Source organism: Paraburkholderia sp. GAS38 (assembly GCF_050434965.1).
GTDB lineage: Bacteria > Pseudomonadota > Gammaproteobacteria > Burkholderiales > Burkholderiaceae > Paraburkholderia > Paraburkholderia phenazinium_A.
On record NZ_JBNDJO010000006.1, the window covers coordinates 244,611 to 259,510 of the forward strand.

Sequence of the window (14,900 nt, forward strand, 5' to 3'; positions counted from 1 at the left end):
GCCATGCCGCCATCCAGCGCAACACGGGCTACCGCGCTTTCGCTGAACAGCGTCGGTAGCATTCTCGCTTCCATGTTTTGCTTTGCTGTGGTGGATGCCCTGGCGAAGACGGTCGCGCTGCAATATCCGGCCAATGAGGTGACGTTCTTCCGCATGCTCTTCGGTCTGGTGCCGGCTTTCGCGATGGGCTGCCGGGGGCCGCTTTCCATGAGCGCGCGGCTGGCCAACATCGATCTCAAAGGGCAGACGGTGCGGTCGCTGACGCTGCTCGGCGCCTCGGGTTTGTTCTTCGCCGGCTTGCCTTACGTGCCCTTGGGTGAAGCGGTCGCACTCGCGTATTCGGAGACGCTGATCGTCATCCTGCTTGCGCCGCTGATCCTGAAGGAGCGGTTGACGGGCAGCGGCGTGGTCGCGGCGCTGGTCGGATTCTGCGGTGTGTTGCTGGTGGTGCGGCCGGGCGGCAGTCAGTCGAGCTGGCTCGGTCCGATGTTGCTGCTGCTGAGCGCCTTCTGCGGCGCGCTTTCCATCGTGCAGATCAAGCGCATCCGCTCTACCGACGATTCGGTGACGACGGTGCTGTTTTTCACCCTGGTGGGCACGGTGGTAACCGGCCTGACCCTCGCATTCAACTGGCGAACACCGTCCGTGGATGCGCTGTTGATCATGGCGTTGCTCGGCGCGTTCGCGACCGCGGGACAGATTCTGATGACCGTCGCTTTTCGCCAGGCGGATGCGGGGAAGCTGGCGCCGTATAACTACACGAGCATCGTGTGGGCGGCGTTGTTCGGTTATGTCGTCTGGGGCGAGACCATTCAGCCGCTGTCCCTCGCAGGGATTGTGCTGATTGTCGGCAGCGCGATTGCGGTTGCGGTTGGGCGGAAAGATGAGGAGGGGCCGCTTGCGTGAGGAGTCTGAGGGCAGCGTGCGTGTCGCGGTCGTTACTCTGGCTGGAGCGGAGACGCGGTTTCCCTTGATAACCGGCATCCGCGCGCATTCCGGCATGCCAATCGATTCGCTTCTCTGCAGCCAGGTTCGCATGCCGCAACCTCGCGCCGTGGGAATCGCCAATACTGCGGCGATCCCCATTTGCCGACAAGGTGACGACGATGCTGCGGACCGGCCCCGCGACCCCCTCGCACGACGCGTCGATCCAGCGACAGACTGAATCGCACAATCAGGCGCCCACCGTCGACAGCGGGCCGTCCGCGGAGGGAGACGCTCACGCTTTATCCAGTCTGGTGGATCTGCAGCGCAGCCGGAGCCGATCGCCCGAGCATCATGACGCGCCGGGAAGAGCGGGCAAGCGGAACTGGTCGCAGAGCGATGCGTCGACGGTTCCGGGCAGCGCACATCACGATGACGATGCGCATGACCAGCCATTCAAGAAAACCCGGCTGGAGGCTGACGCGCCGGCGTTGTCCAGCGCATCGCTTAACGACCATCCCGTTGTACAGAAGCCAGCGGTCCAGGGGCCCCGCTTGTGGACCCATACGCCGCCGCTGCCGGGCGCAAGCAGCGTGGCCGCAGTCTCCCAAGGCGAGGGGGCCGGCAAGGGCGGGTTTGGCGGCAAGGTGATCGACGTTCCAGACCTGCCCATGTTGTCGCATGTTCCGAACGGTGAGGAAACCGCGGCAATCGGGGCACACATCAATCAGGCACTGCAGGGCAAACACGGTGACGTTCGAATGTTTGGTTATCACGTCACACCTGAGGAGTACGTCGACTCGATACGCAGCGAGGGCTTCTCCGCTGAGAAGAATGAGGGCAAATCCGGTGGCATCGCGAATGCGAATATCCACGGGAAAGGTTTATATACGTCGCGCAAGCCCTGCAACGACTACGTGATGCCGGATAAGACCTACGTCATGTTTGCCGTGGTCGTTCCAAAGAATCTCGAGTTCAAGCAGACGCAGCGACCCGCGGGCAAGGCGTGGGGCAGTGAAAACCACACGGGAGGCGCACCATCGGGCGACTACGTTGAAAGCACCAGTAGCGAAGACAAAATCCATCCAGACGCCATCGCAAAGGTGGGCTTGGTCCCGATCGCCCGCATCGAACCTTCGATGTCCCCGGAACTCCTGGCAATGCGTCCGACGGCTGCGACGAGCGGGCAACCGCCCCGCAACGTCACGCCGGAACTTCACAACTGGGTCTCGGAGAAAGTCGGCAATGATCCGTCTTTCAAGGCCCTTGGGGCTTTAGACGATGACGCGCGGCTCGACAAGCTGAAGTCTGTCTCGGACCAGTTGATGACGCTTCCGGACAAGCACCCCGACGCCACCTCGAGATTGTTGATGATGGATTTGAAGAAGCGATTTTAAAAGTACGCGTGAAGCTCGCCTCGCAGCGGGGACTGCGAGCGGCGGTTAGTTAAATGTCCGTTAGTTATCCCGATCAGCGGCAAAAGCGATATCTTTCTGTGCCTCCAGCGAGCCCAGCCGCTCGGCCAGCGCCTTGCCGATCGACGCGTAGGCCGTACTGCCCAAGGTCAGCCGCAAAGGCGGGCGCTCGGCATCGGCCGCGTCGATCATGGCATCGACCGTTTTGACGGCATCGCCCTTGAGTACGAATGTGCCGGACGACACGGCTCTGCGGACCTCACCGGCCGGCGTATTGTCATAGCACGCCATGGGCTGCGCGTGATCCAAACCCTGGCGGAAGTGGGTGAGGGTCGGGCCTGGCTCAACGATCACGAAATCGATGCCGAAGGGCGCGACTTCCTGCGCCACCGATTCGACAAAACCTTCGATCCCCCACTTGGTGGCGTGGTAGAGGCTGAAGTTCGGATAGGCGATCTGTCCGCCCTCCGACGACACTTGCACGATACGTCCGCCACCTTGCTCGCGAAGGTAGGGCAGCACGGCACGGATGAGCTGGATCGAACCGGTCAGGTTCGTGGCGATCTGCCGCTCAAGCTGCGCGTCGCTCAGTTCTTCGGCCGCACCGAAGAGGCCATAGGCGGCGTTGCTGACCACCACATCGATGCGCCCCATACGCTCGAAGGCATCCGCCACGGCGATTCGAATGGCCTCTACGTCCGTCACATCGAGCGAGAGCACATGCAGGCGATCGCCGTGTTGGGCCCGCAATTCGTCCAGCGCTGCGGGTTGCCGCAAGGTTGCCACCACCCGGTCGCCACGTTCCAGCAAACGTTCCGCGAGGATACGGCCGAGGCCGGTGGATGTGCCCGTAATGAACCAGGTTTTGGCCATGATGTGTCTCCAGCGAAGGGAATAAGTGAGCTGTCGATATCCATGCTATGGCGTTATCATTGTTGGCACAATTACCTATTAATCGCATGAGATGGTGAAAATTAGCCACCAATGAACAAGCCGACACTGACCGATCTGCGAGCGTTCATGGCCGTCGCCGAGCACCGCAGCTTCCGGCAAGCTGCCGATCTGCTCGGGATCACGCGCTCCACACTGAGCCATGCCATCCGCGGCCTGGAGGACAGCGTGGGCGCCCGTCTACTGCATCGAACGACGCGCAGCGTGTCGTTGACCGAGGCGGGCAAGCGTCTGCTGGGCCGTCTCGATCCCCTGATGAGCGATCTCGATGCCGCCCTGGAGGAAGTGGCCGGCGAGCAAGGTCTTACTACGGGTACGCTGCGCATCAATGGCGGCGAGAACGCGATTCGCTTGCTGCTGCAGACTGTTGTGCCTGAATTCCTCAAGCGCTATCCCGGTGTCGAACTTGACCTGGTGGCGGAAGGGCGGCTGGTGGACATTGTCGAACAGGGTTTCGATGCGGGTGTGCGATTGGGCGAGGCCGTGCCGAAGGACATGGTGGCGGTTCGTCTTGGCCCCGACATCCGCTTTCTGGCGGTCGCGTCGCCGGCCTATCTGGCGGTTCATCCTGCGCCGAAGGTGCCCGATGGACTATCGAAGCACCAATGCATCCGCCAACGTCTGCCGAGTGGCAAGCGCTATCGCTGGGAGTTTCTCAAGCGAAGACAGGAAGTGGCGATCGACGTCCCCGGCGTCCTGACGCTGGACAACAATCAGTTGATGGTCGAGGCGGCGCTAGACGGCCTGGGCATCGCCTACGTACCCGAACCCTATGCGCGTGACGCGTTGGACGATGGGCGCCTCGTGACGGTGCTGGAGGACTGGTGTCCGGTGATCCCAGGCCTGTTCCTTTACTTTCCAGGCACGCGTCATATGCCGACGAGTTTGCGGGCATTCATCGACATGGTTCGAACAGGTGCCGCCTGAGCGCAACTGCGCGACCACGCGAGACGTATGTCGAGGCGAAGGCCGCTCGCTCGCGAGCGGCGGCCGCCGGTACGAAAACATCCGGCATCAAAGCGTATTGCGAGCCGGCTGCAACGTGACCGCGGCGTCGTGGTCTCGCTCATGATTGCGCGCGTGGCGCGTGCGCCGGACAGCTCGCATCTTGCGAAGGTGTCGAAGCGCCTTGCGCGCCGCGCTCACCGCGTCCGCTAAGCGCGCTATGGATCCTGCGACGAAGACCAGGAACAACGCACCCACAATCAGGGCATACGCAGTGACGGACATCACCGCGTAGCGTGCGTTGTCGTCGTTGCTGTGGTCCGCCCATACATCGGGCAATTGAAGCAGGATAAATCCGGCGCCGGCAGCGAGCGATGCCCACAGCAGAAACACGGCAATGGAAAAGAGAAAGAAGCAGAGGCTGCGTGTGATGCCACCCGCGGCGCGTAGATAGCTCATGATCGACTCCAAGAATGGTTCTGCCCGGCGTATTTACCGGATGCAACCGGCCCTGATGTCTTGATTACGGCACGTCGAACCTATGGCTTTATGTCGAACAGGCGCTTCAAATGTGCTGAATCGGCGACGCGCGCCGCCGGTCATATAAGATGCGATGTCGATTAAACACATTGCATGCAAGCCCCCAAAATTCGGGGCAGGTGGCTGGGTCGTTCTGGATCGGAAAGTGATTAGGAATCCACGGTAATCACCAGTCCATGTGAAAACCCTCACCTTGGCCTCTCGGTGAGGTGTGGCATGCCGCATTCCAACAACGCTCCGGCAGACGAGATCCCCTGGCTCGAATCCCCCATCCCCGCACGAAGAGTTCGCACAACGCGAATCACCCAGACAGATACCGTGCCCAACTATCGGACATCGCGCGCGTCACCTCCGCACGATTCAAGTTTTCGCGGCATTTGCCGTTAAAGCAAACGTTATCGTGGGCGCGATTCCGCGATACCGTTCGTAAGGATTTGTATCAGTATGTTCAGACGGCTCGTTTTTTGTCTGAGGCATTTTACAATTCCGCTTGAATTTTAATCGTCTATCTGGCCCCGTTTGCAGCAGAAGGCCTCACGTTTGAGAGGTTTGGCGCACGAGCGTTAGATAGAGGGCAGGGCACGAGTGACGGTCGCACGAGGCGGCTTTCCGTGTCGCGAGATCGCAGCGCTTCGGATGAATGCGCGCATCGCACGCGACGCGGGAACGCTCGGGTCTGCCTATGAACAAGGCAGGAGTCGAATTTGTTAAGAAGTCGTTTCGACAAAACCATGATGACCGGCATTGCCGGCGTCTGGGTCGCGGTGGCAATGAGTGGGTGTGTGAACGTGGCACAGCAGGGCGCACAGGCGGGTGTGGCAGCTTCCGGGGTGCCGGCGGCATCCTCGGCTGCGCCGGCGAGCGCAGCGTCCGATGCGGCGGCGTCCGCGGCAGCGCTGCAGGCCTCGGCAGCGGTTGCCGTGGCCAAGGCGAAGAAGAGCCCGCCGCTCGTGTATCGCGTGCGGCGCGGCGACACGCTGAGCCATATTGCGCAGCACAATCACTGCAGCGTCAAGGATTTGCTGGCCTGGAACCAGCTCAAGCCGTCTACGCGCCTCAAGCTGGGACAGGTTCTGCATGTGGCGTCGCCGGAGACGGTGAAAGAAGCGAATGCGGCGGCGGCTGCAGCGGCCGCTGCGCAGGCTGCGGCGGCCGCTGCGCAGGCTGCGGCGGCACAAGCTGCGGCTGCGGCGAAGACGGCTGCCGCGGCGGTGCCGGCTTCGAATGTGGCGGCAGGCGCGGCAGCAAGCGCGACAGGAGCCACGGCCGCACATGCTGCGACAGCGGCCTCGGCGACGACAGTCCCTCCCTCTGCATCAACCCCCGCTACCGAGTCCCCCGCGCCCGATGCGGCGCAGACGCGTGAAGTGGACGCCGAAATCGGCCGTCACGCCAAGCGCGTGACGTTGGCGTGGCCCGCGCAAGGTACGGTGGTGCAGGGGTTCCAGCCGGGCGAAACGCGTGGCATCGAGATTGGCGGCAAGCCGGGCGATCCGGTGCGCGCCGCCGCGGACGGCAAGGTCATGTACGCAGGGACAGGGCTCAACGAATACGGCAGCCTGATCATCGTCCAGCACAACAAGGATTTCCTCACCGCGTACTCGCACAACCGCAAGCTGCTGGTGAAGACCGGCGACATCGTGCGTCAGGGGCAGGAAATCGCGGAGATGGGCGACGAAAACAACTCGCGCGTGTCGGTGCTGTTCGAGGTGCGCCGCGACGGCAAGCCGGTTGATCCGATGCCCTATCTGCCCGGCAAGCAAAGCTGAGTCTGCGCGCAGCAGGTTGAGGCAGCGCCGGCGTCCTGATGGACGGCCGGCGTTTGTGCTCGGCTCTCCGGTTCGCGCAAGGCAGGCTCAAAGCAGGCACTGGCCCCGGCGCTTGATTCGCCGGGCGCCAGTGCTTCGTCACGTGCCTGTCAGTCAGAACGTGTCGCCGGGGACGCGTACCCAGCCTTCCATCAGCACCCGGGCGCTGCGGCTCATGATGGCCTTCTTCACGACCCATTCTCCTTCCACCTGAGTCGCTTCCGCGCCCACGCGCAGCGTGCCGGACGGATGGCCGAAGCGCACCGCCTCGCGTTCGCCGCCACCGGCGGCGAGATTGACCAGCGTGCCCGGAATCGCGGCCGCCGTGCCGATCGCCACCGCGGCGGTGCCCATCATGGCGTGGTGCAGCTTGCCCATTGACATGGCACGCACCAGCAGGTCTACGTCGCCCGCGCTAACGGGCTTGCCACTGGAGGCGACATACGCGGTGGGCGTGGCGACGAAGGCGACCTTCGGCGTGTGCTGCCGCGTCGCGATCTCGTCGAGGTGCTTGATCAGGCCCATGCGCAGCGCGCCATGAGCGCGAATGGTCTCGAACTTCGCCAGCGCCTTCTCGTCGCTGTTGATCGCGTCCTGCAGTTCGGTGCCTTTATAGCCAATCGCTTCCGCGTTGACGAAGATCGTCGGAATGCCCGCGTTGATCATGGTGGCCTTCAGCACGCCGATGCCCGGTACCTCCAGATCGTCGATCAGCTTGCCGGTGGGGAACATCGCGCCGCCCGCGCCGTCTTCTTCGGCGGCCGGGTCCATGAACTCGAGCTGCACTTCGGCGGCGGGGAAGGTGACGCCGTCAAGCTCGAAGTCGCCGGTCTCCTGCACCGCGCCGTTGGTGATGGGCACGTGGCCGATGATGGTCTTGCCGATATTCGCTTGCCAGATGCGCACGGTGGCCACGCCGTTGTGCGGAATGCGGCTCGCGTCGACCAGCCCGGCGCTGATGGCAAACGGACCGACGGCGGCCGACAGGTTGCCGCAGTTACCGCTCCAGTCGACAAACGCCTTGTCGATCGACACCTGGCCGAACAGATAGTCGACGTCGTGATCCGGCTTGCTGCTCTTTGCAATGATCACCGTCTTGCTGGTGCTCGACGTGGCGCCACCCATGCCGTCGATCTGTTTGCCGTACGGGTCCGGGCTGCCGATCACGCGCAGTAGCAGCGCATCGCGCGCGGCGCCGGGCACCTGAGCGGCTTCGGGTAAATCCTGCAGGCGAAAGAACACGCCTTTGCTGGTGCCGCCGCGCATGTAGGTGGCGGGAATCCTGATCTGGGGTACGTGGGCCATTGTGTAGTTGTCCTGTTAAGCCGCTGCCTGCGACGATTCGAGGAAGTCCTGCGCAAAGCGCTGCAGCACGCCACCGGCTTCGTAGATCGACACTTCTTCCGCGGTGTCGAGACGGCAGGTCACCGGCACCTCCACACGCTCGCCGTTGCGGCGATGGATCACCAGTGTGAGATCGGCGCGCGGCTTGCGCTCGCCGGTGACATCGAAAGTCTCGGTGCCGTCGATGCCCAGCGTCAGGCGGTTCACGCCCGGCTTGAACTCGAGCGGCAAGACGCCCATGCCCACCAGATTGGTTCGGTGGATCCGCTCGAATCCTTCGGCAACGATGGCCTCCGCACCCGCGAGGCGTACGCCCTTGGCGGCCCAGTCGCGCGACGAACCCTGGCCGTAATCGGCTCCGGCAATCACGATCAGCGGCTGCTTGCGCTCCATGTAGGTTTCGATGGCTTCCCACATGCGCGTGACCTTGCCTTCAGGCTCGATGCGAGCCAGAGAACCCGCTTTCACCTTACCGTCCTCCAGCACCATTTCGTTCTTCAAGGTGGGGTTGGCGAAGGTGGCGCGCTGCGCGGTCAGGTGATCGCCACGGTGCGTTGCGTACGAGTTGAAGTCTTCTTCCGGCAGGCCCATTTTGGCCAGGTACTCGCCGGACGCGCTATCGGCCAGGATCGCGTTGGACGGCGACAGGTGGTCCGTGGTGATGTTGTCGCCCAGCACGGCGAGCGGGCGCATGCCCGCGAGCGTGCGCGCTCCCGCCAGGGCGCCTTCCCAGTACGGCGGGCGGCGGATATAGGTACTCAGCGGGCGCCAGTCGTAGAGCGGGTTGGCACGCTCGCCGGTATCGGCGGTCACCGCGAACATCGGTTCGTACACCTTGCGGAATTGCTCCGGCTTCACGCTCGCGGCGAAGATCGTGTCGATCTCTTCGTCGGACGGCCAGATGTCCTTGAGCATCACCGGCTTACCGGCGGCGTCGATCCCCAGCACGTCCTTCTCGATGTCGAAACGGATCGTGCCGGCAATCGCGTAGGCCACCACGAGGGGCGGCGAAGCGAGGAAAGCCTGCTTCGCATACGGGTGAATCCGGCCGTCGAAGTTGCGGTTGCCGGACAGCACGGCGGTGGCGTACAGGTCGCGTTCGACGATTTCCTTCTGCAGCACCGGATCCAGCGCGCCCGACATGCCGTTGCACGACGTGCACGCATAGGCCACCACGCCAAAGCCGAGCTGTTCCAGTTCCGGTAGCAGCTTCGCCTCTTCCAGGTACAAGGTCACGGCCTTCGATCCCGGTGCGAGCGAGCTTTTCACCCACGGCTTGCGGGTCAGGCCGCGCTGGTTCGCATTGCGGGCGAGCAGTCCCGCGGCAATCATGTTGCGCGGGTTGTTGGTGTTGGTGCAGCTCGTGATCGCCGCGATGATCACGGCGCCGTCCGGCATTAGCCCTGGCTCGTTTTCGACCTTGCCGCTGATGCCGCGCGCAGCGAGTTCCGACACCGGCAAGCGGCGGTGCGGATTCGACGGGCCGGCGAGGGTGCGAACCACCGTCGACAGGTCGAACTTCAGCACGCGCTCGTACTGCGCGTGCTTCAGGCTGTCGGCCCACAGGCCGGTTTGCTTCGCGTAGGTCTCGACCAGCTTGACGAGTTCGTCGTCGCGGCCGGTGAGCTTCAGATACTTGATGGTCTGCTCGTCGATATAGAACATCGCGGCCGTTGCGCCGAATTCCGGCGCCATGTTGGCGATGGTGGCGCGGTCGCCCAGCGTGAGTTTGGCCGTGCCTTCGCCATAGAATTCCAGGTACGCGCCGACCACCTTTTCCTTGCGCAGGAATTCGGTCAGCGACAGCACCACGTCCGTCGCCGTAATGCCCTCGCCAGGCTTGCCGGTGAGTTCGACGCCGACGATATCCGGCAGACGCATATACGAGGCGCGCCCCAGCATCACGCTTTCCGCTTCGAGACCGCCTACGCCGATGGCGATCACGCCGAGCGCATCCACCATCGGCGTATGCGAATCGGTGCCCACCAGCGTATCCGGAAACGCCACGCCGTCTTTCACCTGCACGACCGGACTCATCCGCTCCAGGTTGATCTGGTGCAGGATGCCGTTGCCGGGCGGAATCACGTCGACGTTCTTGAAGGCCTTCTTGGTCCAGTTGATGAAGTCGAAGCGGTCCTCGTTGCGCCGGTCTTCAATCGCGCGGTTCTTGTCGAACGCGTCCGGATCGAAGCCGCCGCACTCGACTGCGAGCGAGTGGTCCACCACCAGCTGGGTCGGCACGACCGGGTTGACCATGGCCGGGTCGCCCCCTTGCGCGGCGATCGCATCGCGCAGGCCGGCGAGGTCGACGAGCGCGGTCTGGCCCAGGATGTCGTGGCAGACCACACGCGCCGGGAACCACGGAAAGTCGAGGTCGCGCTTGCGTTCGATGATCTGCTTGAGCGATGCGTTCAGCGACACCGGGTCGCAACGGCGCACGAGGTTTTCGGCCAGCACGCGCGAGGTGTACGGCAACGTGTCGTAGGCGCCCGGCTGGATTGCCTCGACTGCGGCACGGGTGTCGAAGAAATCCAGCTTGGTGCCTGGCAGGGGTTTGCGGTTTGCAGTGTTCATACCGTGGGGAATAAGAATGAGGTGCTCGGTGCTCTGCAAGGAACCAGAGTTAGGGCTAAGGGCCCAATTCCGGTCGACAGGGGCGAATCATGCCGGACGTCGCCGGACGTCAGCGGCAATTATCCCCCTTTCCCGATCGACGCTTCTCGATCAGCGTTTAGCGAGCGGCACGAACGTCAGGTCGTCCGGACCGGTGTAATTCGCGCTCGGCCGGATGATCTTGTTGTCGATCCGCTGCTCGATGATGTGCGCGCTCCAGCCGGCTGTGCGGGCAATCACGAAGAGCGGCGTGAACATCGCGGTGGGCACGCCCATCATGTGATACGAGACCGCGCTGAACCAGTCCAGGTTCGGGAACATCTTCTTGGCGTCCCACATCACGGTTTCGAGCCGCTCGGCGATGTCGAACAGCTTCGTGCTGCCGGCTTCCTTCGAGAGCTGTTTCGCCACTTCCTTGATCACCTTGTTGCGCGGGTCCGAGATCGTGTACACCGGATGGCCGAAGCCGATCACGACTTCCTTCGCCTCGACGCGGCGACGGATATCCGCCTCAGCCTGGTCGGGCGTCTGGTAGCGCGACTGGATTTCAAACGCCACTTCGTTGGCGCCGCCGTGCTTCGGGCCGCGCAGCGCGCCGATCGCTCCGGTGAGCGCCGAGTAGATGTCCGAGCCCGTGCCGGCGATCACGCGGCCGGTGAAGGTCGAGGCGTTGAATTCGTGTTCGGCATACAGGTTCAGCGACGTATGCATCGCCTCGACCCACGACTTCGACGGCTCCACGCCGTGCAGCAGATGCAGGAAGTGGCCGCCGATCGAATCGTCGTCGGTTTCCACCTCAATGCGCTTGCCGTTGTGCGAGTAGTGGTACCAGTAGAGCAGCATCGAGCCGAGCGAGGCCATCAGCTTGTCGGCGATATCGCGCGCGCCGGGCAGGTTGTGGTCGTCCTTCTCGGGCAGCACGGTGCCGAGCACCGAGACGCCGGTGCGCATCACGTCCATCGGATGGGCGGCCGCCGGGATCCACTCCAGCGCGGCCTTGACGTTGGCGGGCAGGCCGCGCAGCGCCTTCAGCTTCGTTTTGTAGGCGGTCAGTTCGGCCTGGGTGGGCAGTTTTTCATGCACCAGCAGGTAGGCGATTTCCTCGAATTCGCAGGTGCTGGCGATGTCCAGAATGTCGTAACCGCGGTAGTGCAGGTCATTGCCGGTCTTGCCGACTGTGCACAGCGCGGTGTTACCCGCCGTCACGCCCGACAGCGCCACGGATTTCTTCGGTTTGAATGCGCCTGCTGCGGGCGTGCTGTTATCTGCTTCGCTCATGGTGTCGTCCTCTTGCTCCTGAATGCGGGATTACTTGTGTGCGGCGAATAGCGCGTCGAGCTTGTCCTCGTACGCGTAATAGCCGAGATATTTGTACAGGTCGGCGCGCGTCTGCATCGTTTCGACGGCGGCCTTTTGCGTGCCGTCGCGTTGCACCGTCTGATAGAAATTGAGTGCGGCCGCATTCATCGCGCGATACGCGCCGCAGCAGTACAGCGCGATATCGACGTTAGCGTCGCGTAGTTCGGTGGTGGTGAAGAACGGCGTCGAGCCGAACTCGGTCAGGTTCGCGAGAATCGGCACCTTGACCGCGGCCTTGAAGCGGCGATAGTCGTCGAGCGTCTGCATCGCTTCCGGGAAAATCATGTCCGCGCCGGCTTCGACGTAGGCAATCGCGCGTTCGATGGCGGCGTCGATGCCTTCGGCTGCGGCTGCATCGGTGCGGGCCATGATGACGAACTGATCGTCGGTGCGGGCATCGACGGCCGCCTTCACGCGATCGACCATTTCTTCTTTCGCCACCACTTCCTTGCCCGGACGATGTCCGCAGCGCTTCTGTCCCACCTGGTCTTCGAGGTGGACGGCGGCCACGCCCGCCTTGATGAACGAGCGCACCGTGCGAGCGATGTTGAACGCGCCGCCCCAACCGGTATCGATATCGACCAGCAGCGGCAGACCGGTTGCATCGGTGATACGACGGGCGTCGATCAGGACGTCGTCCATGGTGCTGATGCCGAGGTCGGGAATGCCGAGCGAATTGGCGGCAACGCCGCCGCCCGACAGATACACCGCCTTGAAGCCGACGGCTTCCGCCATCCTGGCTGCATAGGCGGTAATGGCGCCGACCACTTGCAACGGCTGTCCTTCTGCGACCGCCGTGCGGAATTTCGCGCCGGCGCTGACTGGTTGTTTTGCTGAGCCCACGTGTGTCTCCCGATGAAGTTGGGAGGGTGTAGTGCAAGGAGCGGGCCAGCCTCCCGGCGCGCGGTTAAGTCGTTGATTACCTGTGGATTTGCCGGATGGTCCGGCTGTCTCATGGTTTCATAAGTGGAATTATGGATTTCACAAGTGAAAGCATGGGTTCATAATGAAGCATCTTCCGTCCTACGCGCTGCCGCAGCCCGCCCGCCATGAATCGACCTCCCGAACCCGGCTCCCGGCCCCGTGTCTGGGCCATCGGCATCACCAAACTGCGCGACCTGTTCCGCGACATCGCGGAAGAATACGATGCCCGCGCCGATCTGCGGCTGGTGTCGCGCGGTTATGAAGACGCGGTCAACGAAATCGCTTCCGCGGGCACGAACCGCCCGGACGTCGTCGTTGCGGCGGGCTCCAATGGCACCTATCTGAAGGCACGGGTCGATGTGCCGGTCGTGCTCATCACGCCAACCGGTTTCGACGTGATGCATGCGCTGGCGCGCGCACGGCGCGACGCCTCCCCAGTGGCGCTCGTGAGCTACGGCGAGACCCCCGCCGAAGTGCGCCGCTTCGTGGCGGCCTACGGTATCGACGTGGTGTTTGCGGCGTATCAGTCGGCGCAGGATGCGGAGACCTGCGTGCTCGATCTGCGCGATCGCGGCGTGAAGACGATTGTGGGTCCAGGACTCGTGACGGATCTGGCGTCGCAGGCCGGCATGGAATCCGTGTTCCTTTATTCACGCGCCTCGGTGCGCTCGGCGTTCGATACCGCGCTCGAAGTCGCCCAGGCCACCTGGGGCGAAGCGGTGCGGCGCCATCGTCTGGACAACGTGTTGCAGCACTTGCGCGACGGCGTGGTCGCGCTCGATGCGCAAGGCCGCGTCGAAGCCATCAACCAGCGGCTTGCGCTCGTGCTCGGCATCGAACCCGCTGCGGCGGTGGGCCGTCCGTTGCTTGAACTCGCACCGGATCTGGTCGAGGCCGTCCCGGATGCGGAGGGCGAGTCGCTCGAAACCGTGCGCGGCATCAGCTACGTCGTGCATCGCGGACCGCTGGTCGACAACGGTGTGACGACGGGCACGGTGCTGACGTTTCAGGAATCGCGCGCGGTTGAGCGGCTCGATCGCACGCTGCGTTCGCGGCAGCGCGCGCAGCAGTTCGTGGCGCGCTACCGGCTCGACGATCTGGTGGGGGCGTGTCCGGCGATCGAACGGGTGCGGCAACTGGTGCAGCGCTATGCGAAGTCGGACGCCACGGTGTTGATTCGCGGCGAGAGCGGCACCGGCAAGGAGATGGTCGCGCAGAGCCTGCATCATCTGAGCGCGCGGCGCGATTTTCCGTTTGTCGCGCTCAATTGCGGCGCGTTTCCGGAGGCCTTGCTGGAGAGCGAATTGTTCGGTTACGAGGAAGGCGCGTTTACCGGCGCGCGGCGCGGCGGCAAGGCTGGGCTGATCGAAGCGGCGCACCGCGGCACGCTGTTTCTTGATGAGATCGGCGAAATGCCGCTGCCGTTGCAAAGCCGCTTGCTGCGCGTGTTGCAGGAGCGCGAAGTGGTGCGCCTCGGCTCGACGGAGCCGACGCGCATCGACGTGCGGATCGTCGCGGCGACCCATCGCGCGTTGACGGCGGCGATCGAGGCTGGCGAATTCCGCACCGATCTTTACTACCGGCTCAACATTCTGAATATCGGCTTGCCGCCGTTGCGCGAGCGGCATGGCGATATCCTGCCGCTCGCGGCCGAGTTGCTTTGTCAGGCGGCGCGTCGCGAGCCGCGTCTCGCGGCACGCATTCGTAGCACACGAGATGCGTTGGACGTGCTGGCGTCGGTCAGCGAATCGCTCGGCCGTCACACATGGCCTGGTAACGTGCGGGAACTGCAGAATGTGATCGAGCGGATCACGGTGGAACTGGCGGACTCGGACGACGCAGCGTTGACCGAAGCGGTCTTGCAGTCCATCGCACCCGAACTGTTCGAGCGGCCCCAAGGGGCTTCGAACGACGCTGCGTTGACCTTGCGTCAACGCAGCCGTCGGGTGGAAGCGGATGAGATTCGCGCGGCACTGGAGGCGTTCAATGGCGACCGCGATCAGGCGTGCGAGGCGCTAGGCATCAGCAAGACGACGCTGTGGCGCAAATTGAATGCGGCGGGGTGAGGGGGCGAGGC

Annotated in this window: 11 protein-coding genes; 5 read left to right on the forward strand and 6 right to left on the reverse strand. The window is 63.6% G+C overall.

Annotated elements, in window-relative coordinates; all coding sequences use genetic code 11:
- Positions 1–3 precede the first annotated feature (3 nt).
- Together P3T42_RS16970 and P3T42_RS16975 are read left to right on the forward strand one after the other, a co-directional pair.
- Positions 4–906 (forward strand): DMT family transporter, encoded by a 903-nt coding sequence (locus P3T42_RS16970; protein WP_429306688.1) that lies wholly within the window; start codon positions 4–6, stop codon positions 904–906.
- 200 nt (positions 907–1,106) lie between these two features.
- Positions 1,107–2,321, forward strand: coding sequence for a hypothetical protein (locus tag P3T42_RS16975; protein WP_429306689.1), 1,215 nt, complete (start codon positions 1,107–1,109; stop codon positions 2,319–2,321).
- Positions 2,322–2,381: 60 nt separating this feature from the next.
- Here P3T42_RS16975 and P3T42_RS16980 read toward each other — a convergent pair whose 3' ends face one another.
- Positions 2,382–3,212: an SDR family oxidoreductase gene (locus P3T42_RS16980; protein ID WP_074295631.1), complete on the reverse strand. Its 831-nt coding sequence runs from the start codon at positions 3,210–3,212 to the stop codon at positions 2,382–2,384.
- Between the two features lie 111 nt (positions 3,213–3,323).
- Here P3T42_RS16980 and P3T42_RS16985 point away from each other — a divergent pair, with 111 nt between their 5' ends.
- Positions 3,324–4,217: a LysR family transcriptional regulator gene (locus P3T42_RS16985; protein ID WP_074295630.1), complete on the forward strand. Its 894-nt coding sequence runs from the start codon at positions 3,324–3,326 to the stop codon at positions 4,215–4,217.
- An 87-nt stretch (positions 4,218–4,304) separates the two neighbouring features.
- Here P3T42_RS16985 and P3T42_RS16990 read toward each other — a convergent pair whose 3' ends face one another.
- Complete coding sequence (locus P3T42_RS16990; protein ID WP_429306690.1) at positions 4,305–4,694, reverse strand: hypothetical protein; 390 nt, start codon at positions 4,692–4,694, stop codon at positions 4,305–4,307.
- 785 nt (positions 4,695–5,479) lie between these two features.
- Here P3T42_RS16990 and P3T42_RS16995 point away from each other — a divergent pair.
- Positions 5,480–6,544 (forward strand): peptidoglycan DD-metalloendopeptidase family protein, encoded by a 1,065-nt coding sequence (locus P3T42_RS16995; protein WP_429306691.1) that lies wholly within the window; start codon positions 5,480–5,482, stop codon positions 6,542–6,544.
- 153 nt (positions 6,545–6,697) lie between these two features.
- Here the strand turns inward: P3T42_RS16995 and prpF are convergent, their stop codons facing one another.
- The 4 genes from prpF to prpB form a co-directional block, all read right to left on the reverse strand.
- The gene (prpF, locus tag P3T42_RS17000; protein WP_429306692.1) at positions 6,698–7,888 is read right to left on the reverse strand and encodes a 2-methylaconitate cis-trans isomerase PrpF; all 1,191 of its coding nucleotides are present in this window, start codon (positions 7,886–7,888) and stop codon (positions 6,698–6,700) included.
- A 15-nt stretch (positions 7,889–7,903) separates the two neighbouring features.
- Positions 7,904–10,501 (reverse strand): Fe/S-dependent 2-methylisocitrate dehydratase AcnD, encoded by a 2,598-nt coding sequence (gene acnD, locus P3T42_RS17005; protein WP_429306693.1) that lies wholly within the window; start codon positions 10,499–10,501, stop codon positions 7,904–7,906.
- Positions 10,502–10,651: 150 nt separating this feature from the next.
- The gene (gene prpC, locus P3T42_RS17010; protein WP_429306694.1) at positions 10,652–11,818 is read right to left on the reverse strand and encodes a bifunctional 2-methylcitrate synthase/citrate synthase; all 1,167 of its coding nucleotides are present in this window, start codon (positions 11,816–11,818) and stop codon (positions 10,652–10,654) included.
- A gap of 30 nt (positions 11,819–11,848) precedes the next feature.
- Entirely contained in the window at positions 11,849–12,742 is an 894-nt protein-coding gene (prpB, locus tag P3T42_RS17015) for a methylisocitrate lyase (RefSeq protein ID WP_074295624.1), read from the reverse strand.
- Positions 12,743–12,948: 206 nt separating this feature from the next.
- On the opposite strand from prpB, the gene prpR reads away from it, so the two are divergent.
- A complete protein-coding gene (gene prpR, locus P3T42_RS17020; protein WP_429306695.1) occupies positions 12,949–14,889 on the forward strand; it encodes a propionate catabolism operon regulatory protein PrpR in 1,941 nt (646 codons plus the stop codon).
- Positions 14,890–14,900 lie beyond the last annotated feature (11 nt).

Coding starts and splice junctions, on each gene's coding strand:
- P3T42_RS16970 (WP_429306688.1), top strand. CDS start 4: ATGCCGCCATCCAGCGCAACACGGGCTACCGCGCTTTCGCTGAACAGC.
- P3T42_RS16975 (WP_429306689.1), top strand. CDS start 1,107: ATGCTGCGGACCGGCCCCGCGACCCCCTCGCACGACGCGTCGATCCAG.
- P3T42_RS16980 (WP_074295631.1), bottom strand. CDS start 3,212: ATGGCCAAAACCTGGTTCATTACGGGCACATCCACCGGCCTCGGCCGT.
- P3T42_RS16985 (WP_074295630.1), top strand. CDS start 3,324: ATGAACAAGCCGACACTGACCGATCTGCGAGCGTTCATGGCCGTCGCC.
- P3T42_RS16990 (WP_429306690.1), bottom strand. CDS start 4,694: ATGAGCTATCTACGCGCCGCGGGTGGCATCACACGCAGCCTCTGCTTC.
- prpF (WP_429306692.1), bottom strand. CDS start 7,888: ATGGCCCACGTACCCCAGATCAGGATTCCCGCCACCTACATGCGCGGC.
- acnD (WP_429306693.1), bottom strand. CDS start 10,501: ATGAACACTGCAAACCGCAAACCCCTGCCAGGCACCAAGCTGGATTTC.
- prpC (WP_429306694.1), bottom strand. CDS start 11,818: ATGAGCGAAGCAGATAACAGCACGCCCGCAGCAGGCGCATTCAAACCG.
- prpR (WP_429306695.1), top strand. CDS start 12,949: ATGAATCGACCTCCCGAACCCGGCTCCCGGCCCCGTGTCTGGGCCATC.